Annotated in this window: 20 protein-coding genes and 1 pseudogene; 12 read left to right on the forward strand and 9 right to left on the reverse strand. The window is 70.4% G+C overall.

Annotation, left to right across the window (positions count from 1 at the left end; translation table 11 throughout):
- Positions 1–153 precede the first annotated feature (153 nt).
- From AB0C20_RS15625 to AB0C20_RS15635, 3 genes and pseudogenes are all read right to left on the reverse strand, one after another.
- Positions 154–1,854, reverse strand: a complete 1,701-nt coding sequence (locus AB0C20_RS15625) for a cellulose binding domain-containing protein (protein WP_357177221.1) — start codon at positions 1,852–1,854, stop codon at positions 154–156.
- Between the two features lie 175 nt (positions 1,855–2,029).
- Positions 2,030–2,965: a hypothetical protein gene (locus tag AB0C20_RS15630; protein WP_357568244.1), complete on the reverse strand. Its 936-nt coding sequence runs from the start codon at positions 2,963–2,965 to the stop codon at positions 2,030–2,032.
- 168 nt (positions 2,966–3,133) lie between these two features.
- Positions 3,134–3,292, reverse strand: a pseudogene (locus tag AB0C20_RS15635) (cell division protein DivIVA); the annotation flags it as partial.
- A gap of 433 nt (positions 3,293–3,725) precedes the next feature.
- Between AB0C20_RS15635 and AB0C20_RS15640 the strand changes: the two are divergent.
- On the forward strand, positions 3,726–4,553 hold the full coding sequence (locus AB0C20_RS15640) for an SAM-dependent methyltransferase (RefSeq protein ID WP_357178236.1): 828 nt from the start codon (positions 3,726–3,728) through the stop codon (positions 4,551–4,553).
- 5 nt (positions 4,554–4,558) lie between these two features.
- Here the strand turns inward: AB0C20_RS15640 and AB0C20_RS15645 are convergent, their stop codons facing one another.
- Positions 4,559–5,074, reverse strand: a complete 516-nt coding sequence (locus AB0C20_RS15645) for a MarR family winged helix-turn-helix transcriptional regulator (protein ID WP_357177217.1) — start codon at positions 5,072–5,074, stop codon at positions 4,559–4,561.
- A gap of 144 nt (positions 5,075–5,218) precedes the next feature.
- Here AB0C20_RS15645 and AB0C20_RS15650 point away from each other — a divergent pair, with 144 nt between their 5' ends.
- The gene (locus AB0C20_RS15650) at positions 5,219–7,498 is read left to right on the forward strand and encodes an LLM class flavin-dependent oxidoreductase (protein WP_357568245.1); all 2,280 of its coding nucleotides are present in this window, start codon (positions 5,219–5,221) and stop codon (positions 7,496–7,498) included.
- On the opposite strand, the gene AB0C20_RS15655 is transcribed toward AB0C20_RS15650, so the two are convergent.
- The 4 genes from AB0C20_RS15655 to AB0C20_RS15670 are packed head-to-tail and all read right to left on the reverse strand — an operon-like array spanning position 7,495 to position 11,252.
- A complete protein-coding gene (locus AB0C20_RS15655) occupies positions 7,495–8,025 on the reverse strand; it encodes a DNA alkylation repair protein (RefSeq protein WP_357568246.1) in 531 nt (176 codons plus the stop codon). The genes AB0C20_RS15650 and AB0C20_RS15655 overlap by 4 nt on opposite strands.
- Positions 8,026–8,046: 21 nt before the next feature.
- Positions 8,047–9,039: an alpha/beta hydrolase-fold protein gene (locus AB0C20_RS15660; protein WP_357568247.1), complete on the reverse strand. Its 993-nt coding sequence runs from the start codon at positions 9,037–9,039 to the stop codon at positions 8,047–8,049.
- Between the two features lie 16 nt (positions 9,040–9,055).
- The gene (locus AB0C20_RS15665) at positions 9,056–11,110 is read right to left on the reverse strand and encodes an N-acetylmuramoyl-L-alanine amidase (protein ID WP_357568248.1); all 2,055 of its coding nucleotides are present in this window, start codon (positions 11,108–11,110) and stop codon (positions 9,056–9,058) included.
- Positions 11,111–11,129: 19 nt separating this feature from the next.
- Complete coding sequence (locus AB0C20_RS15670; RefSeq protein WP_357177207.1) at positions 11,130–11,252, reverse strand: hypothetical protein; 123 nt, start codon at positions 11,250–11,252, stop codon at positions 11,130–11,132.
- A gap of 246 nt (positions 11,253–11,498) precedes the next feature.
- On the opposite strand from AB0C20_RS15670, the gene AB0C20_RS15675 reads away from it, so the two are divergent.
- The 3 genes from AB0C20_RS15675 to AB0C20_RS15685 all read left to right on the forward strand — a co-directional run bounded on the left by AB0C20_RS15675 (position 11,499) and on the right by AB0C20_RS15685 (position 14,187).
- The gene (locus AB0C20_RS15675; RefSeq protein WP_357568249.1) at positions 11,499–12,626 is read left to right on the forward strand and encodes a DUF4185 domain-containing protein; all 1,128 of its coding nucleotides are present in this window, start codon (positions 11,499–11,501) and stop codon (positions 12,624–12,626) included.
- A gap of 79 nt (positions 12,627–12,705) precedes the next feature.
- Positions 12,706–13,239, forward strand: a complete 534-nt coding sequence (locus AB0C20_RS15680) for a hypothetical protein (protein WP_357177203.1) — start codon at positions 12,706–12,708, stop codon at positions 13,237–13,239.
- Between the two features lie 63 nt (positions 13,240–13,302).
- Positions 13,303–14,187 carry a pyridoxal-phosphate dependent enzyme gene (locus tag AB0C20_RS15685; protein WP_357177201.1) on the forward strand — a complete coding sequence of 295 codons (885 nt, stop codon included), beginning with the start codon at positions 13,303–13,305 and terminating at the stop codon, positions 14,185–14,187.
- Positions 14,188–14,264: 77 nt separating this feature from the next.
- Here the strand turns inward: AB0C20_RS15685 and AB0C20_RS15690 are convergent, their stop codons facing one another.
- The gene (locus AB0C20_RS15690; protein WP_357177199.1) at positions 14,265–15,110 is read right to left on the reverse strand and encodes an NAD(P)H-binding protein; all 846 of its coding nucleotides are present in this window, start codon (positions 15,108–15,110) and stop codon (positions 14,265–14,267) included.
- An 85-nt stretch (positions 15,111–15,195) separates the two neighbouring features.
- Between AB0C20_RS15690 and AB0C20_RS15695 the strand changes: the two genes are divergently transcribed.
- From AB0C20_RS15695 to AB0C20_RS15725, 7 genes are all read left to right on the forward strand, one after another.
- Entirely contained in the window at positions 15,196–15,675 is a 480-nt protein-coding gene (locus AB0C20_RS15695) for a MarR family transcriptional regulator (RefSeq protein WP_357177197.1), read from the forward strand.
- A 99-nt stretch (positions 15,676–15,774) separates the two neighbouring features.
- Entirely contained in the window at positions 15,775–16,965 is a 1,191-nt protein-coding gene (locus AB0C20_RS15700) for an MFS transporter (protein WP_357177195.1), read from the forward strand.
- Positions 16,966–17,028: 63 nt separating this feature from the next.
- Positions 17,029–17,658, forward strand: coding sequence for a VOC family protein (locus tag AB0C20_RS15705; protein WP_357177193.1), 630 nt, complete (start codon positions 17,029–17,031; stop codon positions 17,656–17,658).
- 321 nt (positions 17,659–17,979) lie between these two features.
- Entirely contained in the window at positions 17,980–18,804 is an 825-nt protein-coding gene (locus tag AB0C20_RS15710; RefSeq protein ID WP_357568250.1) for an AfsR/SARP family transcriptional regulator, read from the forward strand.
- Positions 18,805–18,837: 33 nt separating this feature from the next.
- Positions 18,838–22,155: a type 2 lanthipeptide synthetase LanM family protein gene (locus AB0C20_RS15715; RefSeq protein WP_357568251.1), complete on the forward strand. Its 3,318-nt coding sequence runs from the start codon at positions 18,838–18,840 to the stop codon at positions 22,153–22,155.
- A 72-nt stretch (positions 22,156–22,227) separates the two neighbouring features.
- Positions 22,228–22,479, forward strand: a complete 252-nt coding sequence (locus tag AB0C20_RS15720) for a mersacidin/lichenicidin family type 2 lantibiotic (RefSeq protein ID WP_357177187.1) — start codon at positions 22,228–22,230, stop codon at positions 22,477–22,479.
- A gap of 88 nt (positions 22,480–22,567) precedes the next feature.
- Positions 22,568–22,846, forward strand: coding sequence for a mersacidin/lichenicidin family type 2 lantibiotic (locus AB0C20_RS15725; protein ID WP_091399738.1), 279 nt, complete (start codon positions 22,568–22,570; stop codon positions 22,844–22,846).
- The last annotated feature ends 53 nt before the right edge of the window (positions 22,847–22,899 follow it).

Here is a 22,899-nt window from a genome sequence, read left to right on the forward strand (position 1 = left end):
GTCCCCATCGATGTGGGTGGGTCCGAGCCGGGGGGCGCCCCCGGCCCCGTAAACCGCCCACCTTAGGACCGGCGGCCCCCCCCGCGGGGGGGGGCCCCGGGGGGGGGGCGGGGCCCCCCGCGACGTCGACGGTGCTCGGGGCGAACGAGGTGTTCAGAGGGTGAAGACGACAGTGGAGATGCTGCGGGCGCCGACGTTGATGGTGGCCTGACCGCCGTTCACGCTGGTCGGCTGGCTGGCCGCGTTGGCGTTCTGTGAGGTGAGGTAGTGCTCGGCTCGGCTGACGTTCTGCGGGGCCTGGATCACGGCGTTGTTGACAGCGCTGTTCGAGCGGTTGAGGATCACCAGGGTGATCTTCCCGTCCCCCTGGTAGGCCGTGACCTCCAGCGGTGAGGCCTTCGAGCTCTTCGACAGGGCGACCCGCTGGTAGCCGGGGCGGACGTACTTGGCGTACTGCGAGAAGGCGTACCCGCGCTTGAGCGGAGCGCCAGCGACGGTGCCGAACGCCGACTCGCCGTCACCGATGAAGGAGTAGTACCGCTTGCCGTACCACCAGATGTAGGCGTTCCAGTTGGCCTCCATCGACTTGTGCACGGTGCGCATGATGTCGTCGAGGGTCTCGTTCCAGACCGCCGCGTTGGCGGGGTTGCCCCAGATGTTGGAGCCTCCGCCGTCGGCGGCGTGCAGGTTCCACTCGGTCATCCACACCGGCTTGTTGTGCTGCTCCGCCAGGGAGTACGGCCGCAGTCGGCCCGACTCCTCGGTGCCGTACAGGTGCCCGCCGACGTAGCCGATGTTGTTGCGGGCGGTCGCGTCGTTGAGGGTCGGGTCGGTGAAGTTGTAGTTCATGTTCACCGCCTCGGCCACCATCAGCTTGGTGTTCTGTACCTTGGTGCCCTGGTCGCGCACGAAGGTGCGCAGCTCGGTGCCGCTCCAGTCCATCGAGTCGTAGTCCGGGTGCCAGTCCGGCTCGTTCTGCACCGACGTGACGTCGACGGGTACGCCCTGGCCGCGCATGTACTGCACGTAGCTGTTCAGGTGGTTGGCGTAGTCGTCGTAGTAGTCGGTCCTCAGCTTGCCGCCGTTGACCCGGCTGTTGTTGGTCTTCCACGCCGCCGGCGCGGTCCAGGGCGAGGCGAGAATCTTCACGTTGGACCCGTACGACTTCGCGGTCTTCAACGAGTTCACGTGCGTCGCCCACTCGCTGGATTCCGGCGACAGGCCGGTCCGCACGATGGAGAGCCCCAACTGGTTGGCACCCATCCCGACCAGCGTCTGGGTGTCCGCCGTCGACCAGGCGCTACCCCAGATGGACTGTGCGGCCCCGAAGCCGTCGACCGTCTGGTATTTGGTCGCGCTGTTCACAGTGATGTCCGCCGGCCCGGTCGGCGGCGGGTCCGTCGGTGGTGGGTCGGTCGGCGGCGGGGTCGGCTCGGTGCCACCGGTGCAGCCCACCCCGTTCAACGCGAAGGTGGTCGGATCGGGGTTGCTTCCGGTCCACGAGCCGTTGAAACCGAACGAGACGGTCCCGTTGGTCGCGATGGCCCCGTTGTAGCTGACGTTCTTGGCGGTGACGGCGGTGCCGCTCTGCGTCAACGTCGTGTTCCAGGCCTGCGTGACGGTCTGACCGGCGTTGTAGTTCCAGGTCAGCGTCCAACTCGTCACCGCGTCGCCGAGATTGGTGATGGTGACGTTGGCGCCGAAGCCGCCCTGCCACTGCGACGACACGCTGTAGTTCACCCTGCAGCCGGCGGCTGCGGCCCCCGCTGGCATCGCCACGGCGACCGCTGCCGACGCCAGCAGGACGGCGCCGGCCGACACCATGGCGGCGTTCGTCACTCTTCTTCTTCTCATGAAACTCCTCCTGAAGTGGTGGGGGCTTCCACGCCTCGGGAGGGCTCGTCTGCGGCGAGTTCAGCGGTGGTGTGAGTGGCGGAAAGGATTGGGAGCGCTCCCAGGTGTTGATTCCAGAAAGTTAATTCGTCCAACGAATCCTGTCAATGCAACCGGCCCACGATCAGTGGTGCCGTCACCGGCCGCACGCGCCGCACTGCCTGCGAGTGCGCAGGTGGTAGTCGGTGGAGCCGATCACCAGGCCCATCCCCAAGACGAGGTACGCCGACATCGCCACCCACAGGAACGCGTCGGAGAACTCGCTGTGCGAGCCCGACGACACCTGCGCGATCCCCATCCCGAAGTAGGCCACGATGCCCGCGCCGAGCCCGAAGCCGGGCACCAGCAGCAGCAGGCGAGGAATGGTGCGCCCGGCGAGCAGCGGAACCCACCCCGGCCAGACCTCACCCCAGTGGTACACCAGCGCCAGTGGCAACAGCACTCCGGCCAGCACCAGGCCGATCTCCAACCCGAGCAGCGAGGCGCTCTGGTCGACGCTGTCGAACCCCACCACGAACTGGGCCGCGAAGCGGGTCACGAGACCGCCCACAGCGGCCCACGCCGCCCAGCGCGCCCACCGCGCGGGTGCCGAGCGCCGCGTACCCGGTCGGACCGTCCGGCAGCAGGCTGGGCAGTCGCCACGGCTGCGCCGCTGGTAACGCGCGGTGGCGAGAGCGAGCAGTACCGCTCCGGTGACACAGGCCAGCCGGCTGACGAACGCCAGCGGGTCGAAGAACGGGCCGACGGTGAACAACAGGAAGCCCACCAACTCCGGCAGCAGGATCGCGGCTGCCGCGACGAGCGCTCCGGCGACCGCCCAGGCGAGCCCCGCAAGCGCCGGCCGCCAGGTCGCCACCCGGTCCAACGCGACCGCCAGCCCGCCCGCGGCTGCGCACAGCGCCACCGACCGCCAGCCGGTGAAGCCGAGCAGGTCCAGCCCGAGTCGCCCGAACTCCGGAGCCTCGCCGACCGTCCAGGCCAGACGCACGCCCCCGTATGCCACGGCCCAGCCGAGCACTGCGTACGTCAGGCCATGGGCGCTCCGCCCGGCGACCTGTGTCGATGTCGTCATGCACCGATCCTGCTGGCGTCCCGCAGCGGGGGGACCCCGCTGGCAGGGGACGTCACTCCCTCGCGCGAGGGATCGGCCGGACCGTGGATGCGCCGAACAGAGCGCGGGGACTGCCTGCTACCCGGCGTTCCCCGCTGCCTGTTCGTGCGCCCGGCGCAGGATCGTCTCCGCCTCCCGGCGGGCGGCGCTCACCGTCTTCTCGGCGTCGAGCCGCGCGGCGTTGCGGTGGTCGTCGGCCTGCTCCTCGGCGAGTTTGAGGATCTGCTCCACCCGGGTGCTCAGACCGCTGAGCGTGGGTCTGTTCACGTCCCGCTCCTGTCGTCCGGCGACGCCCACTGTGCCCGTCGCCGTTAGGTATCCGGCGGGCTCTTCGCGGTCGACCAGGCCGTCCCCCACCAGATCGGACTCCGCCGTGCCGATCAGGGAGAGCCCGATGCCGAGCGCGGCGACAGCGACGCCGAGCCAGACCGCAACCGGTCCGAGGAATGGACCGACCGCGAGGCCGACGCCCAGCCCGAAGAGGACTGCCGCGGTCTTGACCGGCTTTGCCATCGGGTCCTCCTCGGGTGGTGCGGGACAGGGGCGTGCGGTTCCAGCATGGCGAGTGAGTCAAGCAGTGTTGGTCTCCTGTGGAGCGACCGGGTGTGGTGCGAATCCTCTGCCTTCTATACCGTGGCACGGTCACGGGTGGCCGCTTCCTCGACTGGGCCGTCCCGCGACGACGTCGCGTACGCGTTCGACATGGGGGTTCGTCGTGAGCATGGAATCGCCGACGACCGGCCGGCACGAGGCCGGTGAGGCCGACGTGCAGCAGAAGATCGACACGTCGGTGCCGCATTCGGCGCGGATCTGGAACTACTGGCTCGGTGGCAAGGACAACTTCGCTGTCGACCGCGAGGCCGGGGACCAGTATCGCCAGGTCTTCCCCGGCGTCGTCGACGTGGCCCGGGCCTCTCGGCAGTTCCTGGTTCGCTCGATCATGTTCCTCGCCGCCGACGCGGGCATCCGTCAGTTCCTCGACGTCGGCACCGGGCTGCCGACCGCCAACAACACCCACGAGGTGGCCCAACGGATCGCCCCGGACGCGCGGATCGTCTACGTCGACAGCGACCCCCTGGTGCTGGTGCACGCTCGCGCGTTGCTGGTGGGCACGGCCGAGGGCAGGACCGCCTACATCGACGGCGACCTGCACGACCCGGCCGCGGTCATCGCCGAGGCTGGCAAGACGCTGGACTTCGCGCAGCCGATCGGTCTCATCCTCAGCGGCGTCATGGGTCACGTGCCCGACTACGAGGCGGCCCGCTCGGTCACCCGGCAGCTGGTGGCGGCGCTGCCGAGCGGCAGTTACCTCTCGCTGAACGACGGCACGAGCCTGATCAGCGCCGAGATGCAGCAGGCGCAGGACGACTACAACGACAGTGGCGCGACTCCGTACACCCTGCGTTCTCCCGACGAGATCGCCGGCTTCTTCGACGGCCTGGAGCTGGTCGAGCCCGGCGTCGTGCCGTGCCCGCAGTGGCGACCGGACGACGCTGTCGACACGCCTGCCGACATCGACGCCTTCGGCGGGGTGGGCCGCAAGCGCTGACGCTGTCAGTCGGTCGGCGGAAGGACGCTCCGCACCGCCACGCAGGGGTCCGTGGCGGGTGCGGCGGCGTGGATCGCTTCGGCGGCCCGGGCGGCGAGGTCGCGAAAGACCTCGCGCTGCTCCTCGGGTAACCCACCCAGCACGTGGTCCTCGGCGTGGGCGACCCGCCGCTCGGCCTCGGCGAGCGTCTGGCGTCCGCGTTCGGTGGCCACGACCCGTCGGGCCCGCCGGTCCTGGGGGTCGGGCCTGCGCTCGATGAGACCGGCGTTCGCCAGGTCGTCGATGACGTAGGTCAGCACGCTGCGGTCGATGGCCAGGCGAGCGGCAAGGGCGCCCTGCGTGGGCACCTCTTCGTGCACGACGACGGCCAGGATGTGGTAGCCCCGACTGCCGTGCGGCAGGTCCTTCAGTAGTTCCTCGACGCGTTCGTGCCAGCGGCGCAACACCATGCCCAGCGACCAACCGAAGTTCGAGCCGCGCTTGCGGTCGGCCGGCAGCTCGCAGGGATCGCTCGCGGACATGTCCCGATGCTAGTGGCCGGCCCGTTGATCATCATCCGACATCGCCGCACCCCAGGAATGATTGGCGGCGAAGATAAGTTGTCCGACAAACGATAGGCGAAAAATATGATGGGTTGATCAAACGATTGTGTGGATGGTGAAGCAATGTCGGACTACGGGCACGAACTCCGGTTTGGGTCGTTCCTGACACCCAACGTGCACGACCCGGATCAGGTGGTGGCGCTGGCCGAGCTGACCGAGGCTGCGGGGCTGGACCTGGTCACCTTCCAGGACCACCCGTACAACGCGGAGTTCCTCGACACCTGGACCCTGCTGAGTTGGGTCGCCGCCCGCACGGAGCGGCTCCGGATCTCCGGGAACGTCCTCAGCCTGCCGCTGCGCCCGCCGGCCGTGCTGGCCCGGGCGGCGGCGAGCCTGGACCGGTTGTCGCACGGCCGTTTCGAGCTGGGCCTCGGCGCCGGCGCGTTCTGGGACGGGATCGAGGGCATGGGCGCACGTCGACTGACAGCGGGGCAGGGAGTCGCGGCCCTGCGGGAGGCCATCGACGTCCTGCGCGGCGTCTGGGACGACACCGCCACCGAACCGCTCCGACTGGACGGGGAGTACTACCCCGTACCCGGCATGCAGCGCGGCCCCAAGCCGGCACATGACATCGACATCTGGCTCGGCGCGTACCAGCCGAAGATGCTGGCACTGACCGGCCAGAAGGCCAACGGCTGGCTGCCGACGCTCGAATACCTGCGATCTCCGGACCGGGTGACCGCCAACCGGCTCATCGACGAGGCGGCCATCGCCGCGGGCCGCGAGCCCCGGGAGATCCGACGGCTGCTCAACCTGTTCACTGTCGATGTCTCGTCGCGCAGCCGCGGCTTCCTCCAGGGGCCCGCCGAGCAGTGGGTCGACCAACTCCTTCCGCTGGTCATCGAGGAGGGGTTCAGCACCTTCCTGATCGGCCGCGACGACCCACGTCTCATTCGGACCCTCGGGCAGGAGATCGCCCCCGCGCTGCGGGAGGCGGTCGCCAGGGAGCGCACCGGGGGTGAGGTCGGCACCGGGCCGGTCCGCACGACCGTCGCGCTGGCCGAGCGGCACCCCGGCCTCGACTACGACGCGCTGCCCCCGTCGCTGGCCGCCAGGTCCGTCGAGCCCGGTGACCGGGAGTACGAGCGGGTACGCCACTCCTACAGCTGGCACGGCGCGCCGGCCCTGGTGATCCGTCCGCAGAACGCCGCCGAGGTGGTCGCCGCCGTGTCGTACGCCCGGACGCAGGATGTCCCGCTGTCGGTGCGCAGCGGCGGGCACGGCATCAGCGGCCGGTCGACGAACGACGGGGGAGTCGTCATCGACATGTCGAGGATGAACACTGTCGAGGTGCTCGACCGGGCGACCCGTCGGGTGCGCCTGGAGCCGGGTGCCCGCTGGGGTGACGTGGCCCAGAGGCTCGCCCCGTACGGCCTGGCCATGAGCTCGGGCGACTACGGAGACGTGGGTGTCGGTGGTCTCGCCACCACCGCCGGTGTCGGATACCTGGCGCGCAAGCACGGCCTGACCATCGACCACGTCGTCGCCGCCGAGATCGTCACCGCGGACGGCCGTCTGCTCCGCGTGGACGACGAGCATCACCCCGACCTGTTCTGGGCCATCCGTGGCGCCGGGGGAAACTTCGGAGTGGTCACCGCGCTGGAGCTGGAGGCGTACGAGGTCGACAAGGTCGTCTACGCCCAGCTCGTCGCGGACGCGACAGACACCGCCCGACTGCTGAGCCGGTGGGGCCAACTGGTCGAGGACGCGCCACGGGAGTTGACGAGCTTCCTCTCCCTCTTTCCCGGCCGCCGTGGCAACCCTCCGGCTGCCCAGGTCACTCTCGTCTACGCCGGTGACGACGTCGAGGCGGCGCAGTCCGCCCTGAGCCCGTTCCTGGAGATCGGGCCGATCCTCGACCAGCAGGCGCAGCTCGTGCCGTACCCGGAGATCGTCGTGCCGGCGGGCAACCAGCATCGCGGGCAGGGGTTGAAGGACACCCGCAGCGGTCTGCTGCACCACGTCACACCGCAAGCGGCCGACCTCATGGAGCACATGATCCATTCCGGCGATGTGATGATCATGCAGGTGCGAGCCGTCGGCGGGGCGGTCAACGACGTCGCCCGCGACGCGACCGCCTACCCGCACCGGGAGCAGAACTTCTCGGTGCTCGCCGCCACGGTCCCGGACCGCCGGCCCCAACTCGACAAACTGTGGGCCGAGCTGTACCCGCACCTCGACGGCCTGTATCTCAGCTTCGAGAGCGACAGCGATCCGGCTCGACTGCTGGATGCCTGGCCCGAGCCCACGCTTGGCCGGCTGCGCGCCATCAAGGCCAGCTACGACCCGGACAACGTCTTCAACCGGAACTTCCCCATCCCACCGGCTGAGCCGGTCGGCTAGAGGGCACCGGACAGGTAGTCGCGGCGACGCTGCGGTTCGAACTTCTCGATCGCGTACCGCAGCATGACCCGCGGCATGACCCGGTAGCGGCGGGCGAGGAACTCCTCCTCCGCCGCTTGGTCCCGGTTGCCCACCTCACGCAGCATCCAGCCCACCGCCTTGCGGACGAGGTCGTGCGGGTCGTGCAGGAGCCGGTCGGCGAGTCGGAAGGTCCACTCGAAGTCGCCGGCCCTGATGAAGGCGAAGGTCGCCATGATGGCGATGCGCCGCCCCCACACCAGGATGAGCAGCGCTGTCAGCCGTTCCTCGTGCGCGCCGCCGGTGAGCAGTTTCGTCGTCTCGGCCAGCGGAAGGTCGCGCCAGAACCGGGCGGCCACAGTGCGCTGGTCGGGCACTGAGACACCGAGGGCCCGGTCGCCCTCGCCGTACCCACCGGGGACCATCTGGAGGAACCTGCTCGACGCCTCGGCTCGACGTGGATCGGCGAGGCTGGCGAGTGCCCGACGCACGTCGACGGTGGTGGCCATGACCGTCGACGCTACCGGGGGTCAGCCGGCGCGGCGTAGGCGTCCGAGCATTCCGTTGAGGTCCTGGACGAACAGGTCGTGGCGGAAGAAGTGCCCACCCGGCACCTCGCGCCACTCGTGCGGGATGCCGGCTCGGGCGAGTGCACCGCGGAACTCCCGCTGACCGGCGAGCACCTGGGTCTCGTTGGCGGTGTCGAACCAGTTGATCGGGTCGGGTGAGGTCCCGGCCGCCAGGAAGATCCGCTTGTTCTGGAAACTCGGAATGCGCTGGACCGGGTTGTCGGCGTTGACCCGGGCCTCGTCCCAGAACGGGACCCCGTAGACGGTGCCTCCACCGAGGTCCAGCGCTGCGGAGGTGGCATTCGCCCAGTGCACTACCAGTCCGAAGTCTCGGCGGAGACTGGCCGGCCCGGAGTGCGAGCTGACCGAGCAGAAGTGGCCGTAGTACTTCGCCGCGTACTTCAGCGCACCGAAGCCGCCCATCGAGAAGCCGGCCACCGCGCGCCCGTTGTACTCGGCGAAGGTACGGAAGTTCGCGTCGACCCACGGCAGCAGTTGGGCGATGTGGAACGTCTCCCAGTTGCGGGGCCCGACGAAGCTGGTCACCGGATTGCAGTACCAGCCGGTCGACGCGTCCGGCATGACGACGATGACCTCCCGGCCGGCGGTCAGACCGACGATGTTGTCCTGGAGGTGGAAGGTGCGGAAGTCGGCGTTGCCGCCGTGCAGCAGGTACAACACCGGATACCGCTTGCCGCTGGTGTGGTAGCCGTCGGGCAGCAGCACGTTCACGCCCGGATCCCACTCGATCGCGTCGGTGGCGAAGCGGTAGTACTGGAGCCGACCACCGTTCTCGTTGCGGTCGACGATGCGCAGGCCGTACCCGTCACCGGCGGCCTGGGCGGCGGACGACCCGGCGAGGGCGCCGCCGAGCATTCCGGCGGCGGCGGCCGCCGCGGAACCGCCGATCAGCCGGCGTCGGCTGATCGACGCGGACGGGGGTACGTCGAACATCGCTGTCTCCCGGGGGTCAGAGGGTGGTCTCGTTGGGCAGCCCGAAGAAGTCGTGCCACTTCGCGCCGCCGAGGAAGCTGGTGCCTGTGGAGAGGCCGACGTAGACGTCGTTGAGGGTGCCCCTGGTGAAGGCGATGACGTCGTCCCGGCCGTCGCCGTTGTAGTCGCCCAGGTAGGGGAACTCGCCGGGCAGGCAGAAGAAGTCGTTCCACTTCACAGTGGTGCCGACGAACGAGGTGCCGGTGGAGACGGCCGCGTAGACATCGGCGTCGGCGTTGCAGGTGAACGTGACGATGTCGTCGCGGCCGTCGCCGTTGATGTCCCCGACGCGCGGCAGCTCGGCGCCGACCGCGAAGACGTCGTGCCAGGTCTGCGCCGCCCCGAACGCGGTGCCGGTGGACAGGGCGACGATGACGTCCGACGCCGCGACCGGTCCCTGGGTGAAGGTGATGATGTCGTCGCGGCCGTCGCCGTTGACGTCGCCGAGGGCGGGGTACTCACCGGCGATCGAGAAGTACTCGTGCCACTTGAGCGCCGTCCCGGCGAACGACGAACCGGTGGACAACGCGACGTACACGTCCCCGGCGCCGTCATGGGTGAAGGCGACGATGTCGTCGCGGCCGTCGCCGTTGACGTCCCCCACCGCGGCGACCTCGGCATTCGGCGCGAACCAGTCGTGCCACCTGGTGGCGCCGGCGAACGTCGAGCCGTTCGACAGTGCCACGTACACGTCGGCGAGCGAGCCGTGGGTGAACGCCACGACGTCGTCGCGCCCGTCGCCGTTGAAGTCCCCGGACAGCAGCGTCTCGTCGTTGAGCCCGAAGAGGTCGTTCCACTTCACCGACGTCCCGGCGAACGAGGAGCCGGTGGACGCGGACACGTACACGTCGTTGAGCGAGCCACGGGTGAACGCGACGATGTCGTCGCGCCCGTCGCCGGTGAAGTCAGTCGGTGAACCCGCCAGGTACCTGCCTCCCGAGCCGCCGGTGTTGACCAGGGAGATGTAGTAGTTCCAGTTCCAGTTCGGGCCAGGGTCGGTGTGGTCGTTGCCGGGCAGCTCGTTGTGACCCCTGATCGACGCACGGGTCTTCGGCAGCCCGTACTTGTCGCAGAGGTAGCGGGTCAGCGCGGCGGACGACCGGTACATGGCGTCGGTGAACCAGGCTGGATTGTCCACGAACCCCTCGTGCTCGATACCCACCGCGTACGGGTTGGCCGAGCGTGCGTGGTAGGCCGTGTCGCCTTCGCGCACCATCTGGGTGATCTCGCCGTTGCTCGACTTCACCACGTAGTGCGCGCTCACCCCCGCCGACGGGTTCTGGAACCAGCTCACCGTGCCGGCGTACGACCCCTGGGTCACGTGCACCACCACAGTGGTGATCCGCGCCGATCGGCCGGCCTGGTAGTTGCCGCCGTAGGCGGACACCCACCGGGCCGGCGCGTACTCAGGCACCGCCGCCGCGACGTTCGCACCGGCGGCGCCCGCGGGGGCGACCCTCGCGTAACGGCCGAGTTCGGGTCGCAGCGGTCGCGGCGCGACCCGTACCGGTCCGGCGGCGATGCCGGTACGCAGCAGGTCGTAGACGTGGTCGGCGTAGAGCCGGGCGGTCGAGGCGTCGACGGCGGCGCTGTAGCGCGCCACCACCGGATACCAGGCGGAGAGCCGGTCGCGTGCCTCGCCGGTCAGCCCCTCGTCGTCGGCCAGGTCGCGGAGCACCGCAGCGCCGCCGCGGATGTTGGCCGCGGTGACCGTGCGCAGGCGGTCGACCGGCTCGCCGGTGAGCGTGGCCGCCCGCTCCAGGCTGTGCTGGGTGGGGTTGCTGACCAGGTGCATCACCCCGTACCCGTTGGCCTGACTGGGCAGGCCGCCGTGCCCGTCCAGCCGGGACTCACCGTGTGCGACGGCGACCAGCAGGTCCCGGGGCACGTCGAACTCGGTGGCGGCCCGGGTGAAGTCGGCGGTTAGCGAGCCGGACGCCGGGGGTCCGGCCGCGTCGGCCGGCGCGACCGCGACCTGACCGGCAAGCACCGCCGCCAGGAGGAGGGCGCACGTGCGCCTGGTCAGTCGCATGAGATCTCCAATCCGCTGATCACAGCGTCGTCTCGCCGTTGAGGCCGAGGAAGTCGTGCCATCTGGTGGCGCCGCCGGCGTAGGAGCTGCCGGTGGACGTGCCCACGTAGACGTCGGCGAGGGCGTTCTGGGTGTGTCTCACGCTGCTCCTCGTCGGGTCGGGGATGGTCGACTGATGGCGTCACGAGACCGCCACCGAGCGGGAGACCGGTTGCTGAGAGTTTCTTCAGGGCGCTGATGGCTGTCAATGTTCTATGAAGAATTCCTTCAATGCATCGTTCAGGGCGGGCAGGTATTGACAGCGGTCGTTGTCGGCGGGTTTACTCGCCCGCAACCGCTGTCCAGCCACCCGGCGGGGCCAGGACGAGTGCGACAGGAGAGGGCAGCCATGGGTGTACGTCGTCGCTCGTTGCTCGGCCGTGCCGCCGCGATCGGTGCCGCCGGCGCGTTCGGTTCCGTCGGCGCGATCCTGACCACTGCCGCTCCGGCCCAGGCGGCGGTCTGGAAGAAGCGGCTGACCGGCGCGGACCTGGACACCAGCAGCCGATGGCGGGTGGCCGGCACCGATCTGGGCATCCCCTACGTGCTGGAGAACGGATCCATCGGCTACCTCTTCGGCGACACCTTCGACACGCCGTGGCCCGAGGGCCCGCCAGTGCCGAACGACTGGCGGTCGCCGGTCATGTTGCGCTCCGCCGTCCACCCCGGCGCACCGGGCGGGATCGTCTTCGACAGCGCCGCACGCGTCGCCGGCAACGGGCGGGCCCCGGAGTTGATGCACAACGGCCACCATGGCATCGGCATCGACGGTCTTCCCGAGGTGACTGTCATCCCCAACGACGGCATCAGCTTTCCGGAGACAGGTCGGCAGCTCATCTCCTACATGAGCATCGAGAACTGGAACTCCGCCGGCCCGGCCGGGCCGCAGTGGAAGTCCCGCTACGCGGGGCTGGCCTTCTCCGACAACGGCAACGACTTCATCCGTACGCCGCTGAAGTGGTGGAACAGCCCGGACAACAAGGACCCGTTCCAGATGTGGACCATGCAACGCGACGGCGAGTACGTCTACGTCTTCTCCGTCCGGTCGGGGCGGCAGGACGGTCCGATGATGCTGCGACGCGTCCGGTGGGATCGGCTGTTCTACCCCGAGTCGTACGAGGGCTGGGGCTGGAACGGCACCAACTGGGGTTGGGGGAGGCCCTGCACACCCATCCTCACCGGCCGCTTCGGCGAACCATCGGTGCGCCGGCTGGCCGACGGGACCTGGGTGATGTCCTACCTCAACTGCCAGAACGGGTGTCTGGTCACCCGGACCGCGTCCGGACCCGACCGGGCCTGGACGGGGGAGAAGATTCAGCTGACGGGTTGGCAGGAGCCCGCGCTCTACGGGGGGTTCATCCATCCCTGGTCCAGCCGGAACGTCGACGACCTGCACCTGATGGTTTCGAAATGGACCCGCACACCGGACGGCCGCAGCACCGCCTACCACGTCAGCCAGTTCACCGGCTCGGTGTGACGGGGTCACTGACCGATCTCGTCCTGGCTTTCGAGGTCAGCACGGGTGTGGGTGCCTGAGCGGTGGGTAGGGCTGCACCATGCTGAAGCGAGCGGTGTGGCAGGGACTGGTGGCGGGCCTGGCCGGGGCGGCGGTGATGACAGCCGCCGAGAAGATCGAACAGCGGATGACCGGTCGGCCCGACTCCTACGTACCGGCCCGGGTTCTGGCCAGGCTGACCGGCCTGCCGGAATCCTCCGGGCAGCAGCCCCGGTGGCAGAACCTGGCGATGCACTACGGGCAGGGCGCGCTGGTCGGCGTGCTGCGCAGCATCATGGCGCAGGCCGGGCTGCGGGGCACCTGGGCTTCGACGATGTTCACGGCGATGCGCCTGACCAACGACCAGATCCTGGAGAACGCCACTGGCGTGGGGGCGCCCCCACTGACCTGGCCCCGCCCCGAACTCGCCATCGACGTGTTGCACAAGTCCATCTACGCGTTCGCCACCGGGGCGGTCGCCGACGCGCTCGCCGCCCGCGACGGCGCGGGTCCCGGGCAGCGGCACGCGGCGCTGCGTCCCGGTCGCCACTCGGACGTCGGTCCGCTGCCCCGGGCAGTAGCCCGCCGGGCATAGCCCCGGAAGAGCGCCAACGGCCAGGAAGCTGCGTGCGCGCCCGGGGAGTGCTTAGCTGCACGGATGATCACACCCGTTCCCCTCGGTAGCTGGCCGACGCCGCTGGAGGCCGCGCCCCGGCTCGCCGCCCGGCTGGGGCTGACCGAGCTCTGGTTCAAACGTGACGATCTCACCGGCCTTGGCGGGGGCGGCAACAAGATCCGCAAGCTCCGGTACACCTGCGCGCAGGCGATCGCCGACGGCGCCACCACGGTCATCACCTCGGGAGCGCCGCAGAGCAACCACGCCCGGCTCACCGCTGCCGCGGCCGCGCGGCTCGGCCTCTCCTGCGTGCTGGTGCTCGCCGGCCCGCCCCCGGAGAGCAGGCGAGGCAACCTGCTGCTCGACGGGCTCGCCGGCGCGGAGATCGTCTGGGCCGGAGACAGTCCGCTCGCCGAGGTGGTGGCGGTCGAGGCGGAGCGGCGACCGGCGTACGTCATCCCGTTCGGCGGCACCGCTCCCGCATCGGTGCAGGGCTATGTGGACTGCGGTCGGGAGCTGCGGGCCCAGGTGCCGGACGCCGACGGGGTCGAGGTGGTGGTGGCGCTCGGTTCCGGCGGGACGATGGCCGGCCTGGTGCGGGAGTTGGGCGCGCAGCGGGTCGTCGGGGTGGATGTCGGCGCCGTGCCGGACCCACGGGCGACCGTCGCCGGGCTGCTCGTCGGCGAGGTCGAACCGGACGCGCTGCGGATCGACGGTACTCAGGTGGGTGCGGGGTACCGCACGCTGACCGACGCCGTCCGGGCGGCGCTGGAGGTGACAGCGCGTACTGAGGGGGTCTTCCTGGACCCGACGTACACCGGTCGGGCGATGGCGGCGCTGCTGGCCGGCAGCTTCCCGCACGGCGACCGGGTCGTCTTTCTGCACACCGGCGGGCTGCCGGGACTCTTCGGCCACCCCGAGCTGTAGGGGCGCCGGTCCGGCACGCACCGCGGTGCCCTCCAGTGGAGTCGCTCCGGAGGGCACCGCGCCGAGCTGTCGTCGGATCAGACGCTGGCGAAGTGCTCGCGGTGATCGCGAACGAACTCGGCGAAGGTCCGCGGCTGCCGGCCGACGATCCGCTCGACGTGGTCGTTTGTGAAGTCGCCCCATCCGGAACCGTAGGCGACCCGGTACTCGGCGAGGACCTCGGCCGACCACTGGTCGAGGCCGGCCTGGAGCAGTCCGTCACGTGCCTGCTCCGGGCTCTGCGGCACGTAGCGCACCGGCTCGCCGAGGGTGCGGGCGATCTCGTCGGCAGCCTGGTCGAGAGTGATGCTCTCCGGGCCGGTGGGGGTGTAGATCTTGCCCTGGTGCTGCTGTGGCGCGGAGAGGATCGCCGCCCCGGCTGCGGCGATGTCCCGGGCGTCGATCAGGCCGACCTTCGCGTCACCGAAGAGACCGTAGAGGTGCTCACCGGCCTTGGCGCCGAGCAGGTTCTGCATGAAGTGACTCGGTCGCAGGATGGTCCAGGGGATACCGGCCTCCTGGAGCTCCGCGTCGGAGAGCGCGTGCAGACGGCCGTTGCGGGTGGGCGCGTCGTGCGCGGCGCCGATCGCGGAGAGCCGGACGATGTGCCGTACGCCGGCCTGCCGGGCCGCCCACACCGCGTTCATGCTCTGGCTCGGTGCCAGTGGGCCCATCGGCATCAGCAGCCACAGCGTCGTCACGCCCTCGAACGCCCGGGTCAGTGTGGTGGGGCGGTCCAGGTCGCCGACGACGTACTCGACCCCGTCGAGCCCTGGTGTGCGCGACGCGTCCCGGACGAGGGCGCGCAGCGGCTGCTTGCCGGCCAGCTCCCGCAGTACCTCCCGCGACACGGTGCCATTTGCCCCGGTTATCAGAATGGTCATGGTCATCCTCTCGGTCAGGCGGACCGAGGTCGGACCACGGTCGCCGCCAGCGACGATATAGTCCAAAACTTGTACCGTCCAATGATTGGACCAAATTATGAAGCGCAGCACACTGAAGGAGCAGGACCCCGACCTCGGGATCCTGGCCGTGCAGCTCTCCGCGCGTGTCCAGCGGGAGATCTTCCGACGCTCGGCCGAACAGGGGTTCGACGACGTCCGGCCGCGCCACGGCGCGGTCCTCGCGTACCTGGACGCCGAGGGCACCCGCCCCGGCGAGCTGGCCCGGCTGGCCGGCCGCAACAAGCAGACGATGGGCGCGATCCTCGACGAGTTGGAACGGCTGGGCTACGTCCGGCGTACGCCGGACCCGGCCGACCGCCGGGCAAAGTTGATCGTGCCGACGGATCGGGGTCTGAGCTTCATCGCGGCCTCCGACGGCTTCGTGCACCTGATCGAGCAGAAACTCGCCGACACGCTCGGCCCCGACCGGTACCGCGACTTCCGGGACGCGCTGGCCCGTGGCGTGGCGAGCCTCCCGGCGACCGGCCAGGACACCGAGGGCTGAGCTGGCATGTGCCGGCGCCAACCGGGTACGCCGCCGTGGCCCCCGGGGCCGGCGGAACGCCCAGGCTGGCCGCCTTTCACGCAGCCGAGGAGCACCGACATGCCTATCGCGGGGCGGGCCCGACTCACACCGACGGTCTCCCTGATCCTGCTGGCGTCGATCCTGGTGTCGTTCCTGGCCGCGTCGGCGGCCCCGACCCCGCTCTACGGCGTGTACCAGGAACGCTGGCACTTCTCGCCGGTCACGACGACAGTGGTGTTCGCCGTCTACGCCCTCGCGGTGCTGGCGTCGCTACTCACGTTCGGCAGGTTGTCCGACCACGTCGGTCGGCGGCCGGTGCTGGCCGTCGCGATCGTGGTGCAGATGCTCGCGCTTGTCGTCTTCATCTTCGCCAACGGCGTTGCGGCCCTGCTGGTCGCCCGCCTCGTGCAGGGGCTGGCAGCCGGCGCCGCCACCGGTGCGGTGGGTGCCGCCATGCTCGACATCGACCGAGCCCGGGGCACGCTCGCGAACTCGATCGCCCCCGGCATCGGAACCGGAAGCGGCGCCCTGCTCTCGGCGCTGCTCATCCAGTTCCTACCCGCGCCGACGCGACTGGTGTACCTCGTCCTGCTCGTGATCCTGCTGATCCAGGCCGTCGGGGTCGCGCTGATGCCCGAGACGGTCACCCCGACGGCCGGGGCCCGGGGCAGCCTGCGGCCGGACGTCACGCTGCCCCGCTCGGTGCGCCAACCGGTCCTGGTCGTCATTCCGGTGCTCTTCGCGGTCTGGGCACTGGCCGGGTTCTTCGGCGCGCTCGGCCCGGCGCTGATCCGCAGCCTCATGAACACGTCGATCGTGGTCGGCGGTCTGGTCCTCTTCGTCTTCGCCGTCTTCGGGTCGGTCGCTGTGCTGGTACAGCGCAACACCGCCGCGCGGACCGTGATCCTGACCGGGATCGTCGCGCTCATCCTGGGCATGATCGTCACGTTGGTGGCGGTCACGGCGCAGTCCATCCCGGTGTTCTTCGTCGGCCTCGCGCTCGGGGGCGTCGGCTTCGGCAGCGGCTTCCAGGGCAGCCTCAAGACGGTCATGCCGCTGGTCGAGGCACACCAACGCGCCAGCGTGCTGTCAGTGCTCTACGTCGTCTGCTACGTCGGCTTCGGTCTCCCCACGGTGATCGCAGGCTTCCTCGTGGTCTACGCCGGCGGTCTGCCGCGGACCGCCGACGAGTACTCCGTCGCCGTCATCCTCCTCGCTTTGGTCGCCCTGTTGGGGGTACGCAGGGCCACCAGGATGGCGCCGGGCTGATGCCGGGAGCCGGCGCCGAGCACTGACGCAAGCAGCAGCGTGATGATCAGAAAGGGAGGGGCGATGAGCCCGAAGGTGACCCAGGGCGAGGCGAGTGCGACGTCACGCATCGAGAGCCTGGACGTCAAGCTCGAGGTGATCGTCATCCCGGTCTCGGATGTCGACAGGGCGAAGGCGTTCTACGAACGGCTCGGGTGGCGGCTCGACCAGACCCCGCCCGGCATCGTCCAGTTGACTCCGCACGGCTCCGCGTGTTCCGTACAGTTCGGCCCTGGGCTCACGTCGGCGGCACCCGGCTCGGCCATGGCGTACCTGATCGTGTCCGACATCGAGGCGGCCCATGACACCCTCGCCGCCGCCGGTGTCGAGGTCGGCGACGTCTTCCACGTCAGCCCGGACGGCCCGGTCGACGGGCCGGACCCGCAGCGGCGGAGCTACTTCTCGCGCGCCACGCTGCGCGACCCGGACGGCAACACCTGGCTGATGCAGGAGATCACGACCAGGCTTCCCGGACGCATCGAGGGTGGCCTCACGTCGTTCGGCTCCACGAGCGACCTGGCGAGCGCGCTTCGGCGCGCGGCCGCCGCGCACGGCGAGCACGAGAAACGTACGGGCGAGCATGACGACAACTGGCCCGACTGGTACGCGGCGTACATGGTCAGCGAGCAGTCGGGGGCCAAGCCACCCGAGTGAGCTACGCCCACGCGTAGGACCTACTGATCGACGTGCTGCCGGTGAGTCACCTGACGACCCACCGGCGGCACCGTTTCCGTTTCGGATGCGCGCGGCTACCCGCCGCGCGCTGTTCGTGCGGGCGATGTACGCGAGTTGTACGCCGAGCGTCCTACCATCCCCCGGACGCGATGATCTTCGATCCAAGCGGCACCGCCGGATTCAGAGCCGACCCGGGTGGCGTGCCGTGCCTCGTCGCCTGTGCGCGGTTCCCCGGCCGCCGGTAGGGAGGAGACCTCGATGACGAGTCCTGGTGCGGGCGGTGCGAGGCCGTGCGATGCCGTGACGGGGGTACGGTTTCTCGCCCTCGGCCCGCTGCACGCCGAGGTCGGCAGAGAGTGGCTCGACCTCGGGCCCGTCCGGCAACAGGCGGTCTTCGCGATCCTGCTGTTCAACGCGAACCGCGTTGTCACACCGGCGTCGATCTTGCAGGGAGTCTGGGGTGGCCAGGCCCCGGCGACCGGCACGAAGCTGATCCCGCCCTACATCTATCGGCTGCGACGCACGCTCCAGGCGGCGTGCGTCGGCCACGACGGTCCGGCGATCGACAGCTCCCGGATCGGCTACCGGCTGCGTCTCGGTTCGGCCCGCACCGACGTGGCGGACTTCGACGAGGCGGTTGAGCGGGCGGCTGCCGCCGAGACGGCCGGCGACCTCGCCGGGGCCGCGGCGCTGCTGGCCGAGGCCGAGCAGAGCTGGGCGGGTGAGCCGTTGGCGGGCCTGACCGGTCCGTACGCGGAGAGCCGTCGGCAACACCTGCTCGAACGCCGCATCGTCTGCCTGGAACACCGGCTGGAGCTGCACCTGCGGCTGGGCGACTGCCACCGGGCGATCCCCGCGCTCGTCGCCTTGCAGGCGGAGTACCCCCTGCGGGAACGGCTGGCGATCATGCTGATGACCGCCCTGTACCAGACCGGCAGGCAGAGCGAGGCGATGGACGTGTTCGGCGCCTTCCGTACCCGCCTGGCGACCGAGTTGGGCGTCGAGCCGACCCCGGCGCTGCTCGCGGCGTACACCTCGATGTTGCGCGGTGACCTGGGCCCGCCCTGGGTGCCGAGCCGTTTTCCCGAAGGACCCGCCCTGACACGGGCGGCCACCACCACGTGATGCGCGGCGACGCCGCGCGGTGAGGCGGAGCAGATGGACGACGGCCTTGCCCCGGTGCAGCCGGGGGACGCCGGATGGTTTCTGGGTCACTCCCTACGGGAGCGGCTGACCGGCGCGGTGCCGACGGGCCCCGTCGACGAGGATCTCGGCCGGATCCGGCTGAAGATGTGGCTGGACGAGCCGGTCCACGCCAGGCGGCCCGACCTGATCCCGCAGCGGCTGGCCCAGCACGGGCTCGACGAGGCCGGACTGATCCGGGTCCTGGGCGAGCAGCCGGAGACCGTTCGGTCCCGGTTCGACACGGCACCGGATTACGCCCGTCGGCTGGTCGAGGCCGCGCGGCGACATCCGGCCGCCGCTGTGGCGCCCGGCCACGGCGCGGCGGAACACGATGACGCCGCGGGATTCGCGGTGCTCGTCGCGCCGCTGATCGCCGCCGCGCTGCAACGGTTGGGCGCGCGGGTGACGGCGTTGGTCGACGGCCACCCGCACCTGTCCGCCGAGGCGCTGACCACGCGGTTGGGTCCGGGGCCGGTCGACAGCGTCAACATGTTGGTGGCCCGGACGATGGCGCTGGAGCTCAACGTGCTGCGGATCCAGGGCGAGCTGTCCGGGAGCAACCCGCACGAGCGCTTCCACGCCTTCCTCCACCGGTTGGAGCAGCCGCAGCACGCACTGCGCCTGCTGCGCGAATATCCGGTGCTGGCCAGGGATGTGGTGCGGATCGTCGACAACTGGGAGGCCAGCCGGCTCGAGTTCGCCGAGCGTGTCGTCGCCGACTACGCGGAGCTGGCCGACCGGTGCGGCGGGCCGGACTCGCTCGGCGATCTGGCCGAGGTGAGCTTCGGGGCGGGCGACAACCATCGCGGCGGTCGCTCGGTGGCGGTCGTCCGCTTCGCGACCGGCGCGCGGGTGATGTACAAGCCCCGGCGCCTACAGGTCGACTGCCACTTCCAACACCTGCTGGCCTGGCTCAACGAGCGCGGGGCACAGCCCGCGCTGCGGACGTTCTGGGTCGTCGACCGCGAGGTGTACGGGTGGACGGAGTTCGTCGAGAGTGGACAGTGCTCCGACCGGGACGCGCTCGGCCGGTTCTATCGTCGGCAGGGCGCGCTGCTGGCCCTGTTGCAGACCCTCGGTGCGACGGATTTCCATCTGGAAAATGTGATCGCCTCCGGTGAGCACCCGATGCTCATCGATCTGGAGGCGATGCTGCACAACTGGCAGTGGGAGCGGCCGATCGGCGACCAGGCGGGTTACCTGCAGAGCGTCGGGGTCGGGTTGATGAGCAGGTCGGTCATCACTGTGGGGCTGCTGCCGGCACCCGTGGTCTGGACCGAGGGCAACCAGGTCAACCAGTTCGACATGAGCGGGATGTCCGGGGCCGGTGGGCAGTTGACCGCCCGGCCGGTCACGGTCTGGGACGGGCTCGGCACCGACGAGATGCGCCTGGATCGGCGGCGGGTCCTGCTGCCCGGTTCGGGGAATCTGCCCACACTGGGCGAGCAGCCGCTGGACGTGACGGAGTTCGCGCCCGAGATCGGCGACGGATACCGCACGCTCTATCGGATCCTGCTGCGACACCGGGACGAGTTGCTGGGGCCGTCCGGTCCGTTGGCCGCGTTCGCGCACGACGAGGTGCGAGTGGTTCTGCGCGCCACCGAGTCGTACGTCCGGCTGCTCGCCGAGGCGCAGCATCCGGACCTGCTGCGTGACGCGTTGGACCGGGACCGGTACTTCGAGAACCTGTGGGCGGGGCACGAGCACCGCGAGCACCGCGACGCCCTCATCGCCGCGGAGTTGGCGCAGATCAACGCCGGCGACGTGCCGATCTTCGTGACCACACCGTCGTCGACGCACCTCACCGGTGGCGACGGCACGGTGTTGCCGGGCGCGTTGCGCCAGACCGGCCTGGACGCGGTCCGCGAACGACTGGCGGGCATGTCCGAGGACCACCTGGCCCAGCAGAGCTGGATCATCGAGGCCTCGCTCACCGCGCTGATCATGGGAGACCCGTCGCGGTGGCGTGCAACCAGCCGCACGGGCGCGAGGGTGCTGCCGCCGCCGGTCGTACCCGCGACTGGTGTGCACTCGACTGTTGCGCCCGCGACCGTCGCACCTGAGCGCCTCGTCGACGCGGCGCGGATGATCGGGGACCGCTTGCTGGCGACAGCGCTCGCCGAGGACGACCGGATCTGCTGGCTGGGCCTGAGCCTGATCGCCGACAAGGTGTGGATGCTCGGCCCCAGCGCCATGGACCTCTACAACGGCATCAGCGGCATCGCCCTGTTCCTCGCCCGGCTGGCGGATGTCACAGGCGACACTGTCTATCGGCAGGCCGCCGACCGGGCCGCCACGATGATGCTCCGCGAGGCGCAGAGCTGGCTCGCCGGCCCGGCGGGGGCCGCGGGCGTCGGCGGCTTCGACCACCTGGGCGGCTCGGTGTACGCCCTGAGCCACCTCACCACCGTCCTGGACCGCGCCGACCTGGTCGACACCGCAGTGAGCCTGGCCGCGTCGATGGTCACGCACGCCACCGAGACCCGCGAGTACGACATCATCAACGGCAGCGCCGGCGGGCTGCTGGCCCTGCTGTCGCTGCACCGGGTCACGGCCGACCCCAGCCTGCTCGACGGCGCCCGGACGCTGGCCCGGCACACGCTCACCGGCGCGCTGCCGGTCGGCGACGGGGTCGGCTGGTCCGGCACGCTCTACGCGGAGGCGCCGCTGGCGGGGTTCTCGCACGGCGCGTCCGGTATCGCCACCGCCCTGGCTCGATGGGACCGGTACGCCGGCACGCGTGAGCATCGCGACACTGTGGACGCGGCGCTGCGCTACGAACGCACCGTGTACGACGAGGTGACCGGCAACTGGCGCGACCTGCGCCCGGACACGCCGCAGGGCGACTCCATGGTCGCCTGGTGCCACGGGGCGGCCGGTGTCGCGATGGCCCGCGCCGAACTCCTGGGCTACGCCACCGACGACGCGTTGTTGCGCGACGACCTGCAGCGTGCCCTGACGGCGACGCTGGAGCCGGGCAACCTGCTGCACAACCACTCGATCTGCCACGGGGACCTCGGCAACGCCGAGGCGGCGCTGACCGCCGCACGAGCCCTCGGCGACGAGGGGGCGGCCCAGCGCGCCGCCGCGATCGTTGCGAGCGCCGTCGCGGACATCGAGAACCGCGAGTGGCGGTGCGGCGTGCCCCGCGGAGTGGAGACACCGGGCCTGATGAGCGGCCTGGCCGGCATCGGCTACGCGCTCCTGCGCTGGGCCGACCCGGCGGGTGTGCCGTCGGTGCTGCTGCTGGAACCGCCGACCGACCATCGCGATGCCATCGATCTGCCATAGCGCGGTCCTACGGTTCCGCCCGTGGAGGCCCATCCACGTATCGCACTTCACCACAGATAGATCGGAGTTCAGATGGACTACATCAGGGCGTGGAAGGACCCGGTCTACCGGGCGTCGCTCAGCGACGAGGAGCGTGCCAGCCTGCCGGCGAACCCGGCCGGCTTCGTCGAGCTCAACGACCAGGAGCTCGACGGGGCCGACGGCGGCACGTGGACCCCGACTCCCACGATCACCGTGGTCACCGGGGCCGCCGGCTGCTTCTCCTTCAACGGCACCTTCTGCAACGGCACCTGCGCGGCCTTCACCGTCGGCTGCTGCGGCTGATCGGTCCACCTCGGCGGAGAAGACGGACCGTCCTCGACAACCGCGTTCTTCCGCCAGCACATCCCGAACCCCTTGAGGAGAGCCCTTAATGAACATCGTGCAAGCCTGGAAGGACCCCGAGTACCGGGCGAGCCTTTCCGCCGAGCAGTTGGCGGCGCTGCCGGAGCACCCCTGCGGCGTGGTCGAGCTCGGCGACGACGTTCTCGCGCACATCGCCGGCGCGCGCACCGAGGGTCTCTGGACCCTCGGCTGCTGCGGCGGCTTCACCGCCCGGGAGACCCCGTGCGGTTCCTGCGGCGCGACGTGCGGCGGAACCACCTGTGGCACCTGCCAGACGCAGTCGACCTGCGGTCTGTGCACCGCCTGATCCACCTGCTCCACCGGCGGTGCCCGGACGCCTGCGGTGTCCGGGCACCGTCC

It is taken from the genome of Micromonospora sp. NPDC048843 (assembly GCF_040649965.1).
GTDB lineage: Bacteria > Actinomycetota > Actinomycetes > Mycobacteriales > Micromonosporaceae > Micromonospora > Micromonospora hortensis.

What these genes read in the sequence shown, in the direction of transcription:
- AB0C20_RS15685 (WP_357177201.1), top strand. Translation starts at nt 13,303, where the DNA reads ATGATCACACCCGTTCCCCTCGGTAGCTGGCCGACGCCGCTGGAGGCC.
- AB0C20_RS15625 (WP_357177221.1), bottom strand. Translation starts at nt 1,854, where the DNA reads ATGAGAAGAAGAAGAGTGACGAACGCCGCCATGGTGTCGGCCGGCGCC.
- AB0C20_RS15700 (WP_357177195.1), top strand. Translation starts at nt 15,775, where the DNA reads ATGCCTATCGCGGGGCGGGCCCGACTCACACCGACGGTCTCCCTGATC.
- AB0C20_RS15680 (WP_357177203.1), top strand. Translation starts at nt 12,706, where the DNA reads ATGCTGAAGCGAGCGGTGTGGCAGGGACTGGTGGCGGGCCTGGCCGGG.
- AB0C20_RS15660 (WP_357568247.1), bottom strand. Translation starts at nt 9,039, where the DNA reads ATGTTCGACGTACCCCCGTCCGCGTCGATCAGCCGACGCCGGCTGATC.
- AB0C20_RS15645 (WP_357177217.1), bottom strand. Translation starts at nt 5,074, where the DNA reads ATGTCCGCGAGCGATCCCTGCGAGCTGCCGGCCGACCGCAAGCGCGGC.
- AB0C20_RS15650 (WP_357568245.1), top strand. Translation starts at nt 5,219, where the DNA reads ATGTCGGACTACGGGCACGAACTCCGGTTTGGGTCGTTCCTGACACCC.
- AB0C20_RS15640 (WP_357178236.1), top strand. Translation starts at nt 3,726, where the DNA reads ATGGAATCGCCGACGACCGGCCGGCACGAGGCCGGTGAGGCCGACGTG.
- AB0C20_RS15725 (WP_091399738.1), top strand. Translation starts at nt 22,568, where the DNA reads ATGAACATCGTGCAAGCCTGGAAGGACCCCGAGTACCGGGCGAGCCTT.
- AB0C20_RS15675 (WP_357568249.1), top strand. Translation starts at nt 11,499, where the DNA reads ATGGGTGTACGTCGTCGCTCGTTGCTCGGCCGTGCCGCCGCGATCGGT.
- AB0C20_RS15705 (WP_357177193.1), top strand. Translation starts at nt 17,029, where the DNA reads ATGAGCCCGAAGGTGACCCAGGGCGAGGCGAGTGCGACGTCACGCATC.
- AB0C20_RS15630 (WP_357568244.1), bottom strand. Translation starts at nt 2,965, where the DNA reads ATGACGACATCGACACAGGTCGCCGGGCGGAGCGCCCATGGCCTGACG.
- AB0C20_RS15655 (WP_357568246.1), bottom strand. Translation starts at nt 8,025, where the DNA reads ATGGCCACCACCGTCGACGTGCGTCGGGCACTCGCCAGCCTCGCCGAT.
- AB0C20_RS15690 (WP_357177199.1), bottom strand. Translation starts at nt 15,110, where the DNA reads ATGACCATTCTGATAACCGGGGCAAATGGCACCGTGTCGCGGGAGGTA.
- AB0C20_RS15715 (WP_357568251.1), top strand. Translation starts at nt 18,838, where the DNA reads ATGGACGACGGCCTTGCCCCGGTGCAGCCGGGGGACGCCGGATGGTTT.
- AB0C20_RS15665 (WP_357568248.1), bottom strand. Translation starts at nt 11,110, where the DNA reads ATGCGACTGACCAGGCGCACGTGCGCCCTCCTCCTGGCGGCGGTGCTT.
- AB0C20_RS15720 (WP_357177187.1), top strand. Translation starts at nt 22,228, where the DNA reads ATGGACTACATCAGGGCGTGGAAGGACCCGGTCTACCGGGCGTCGCTC.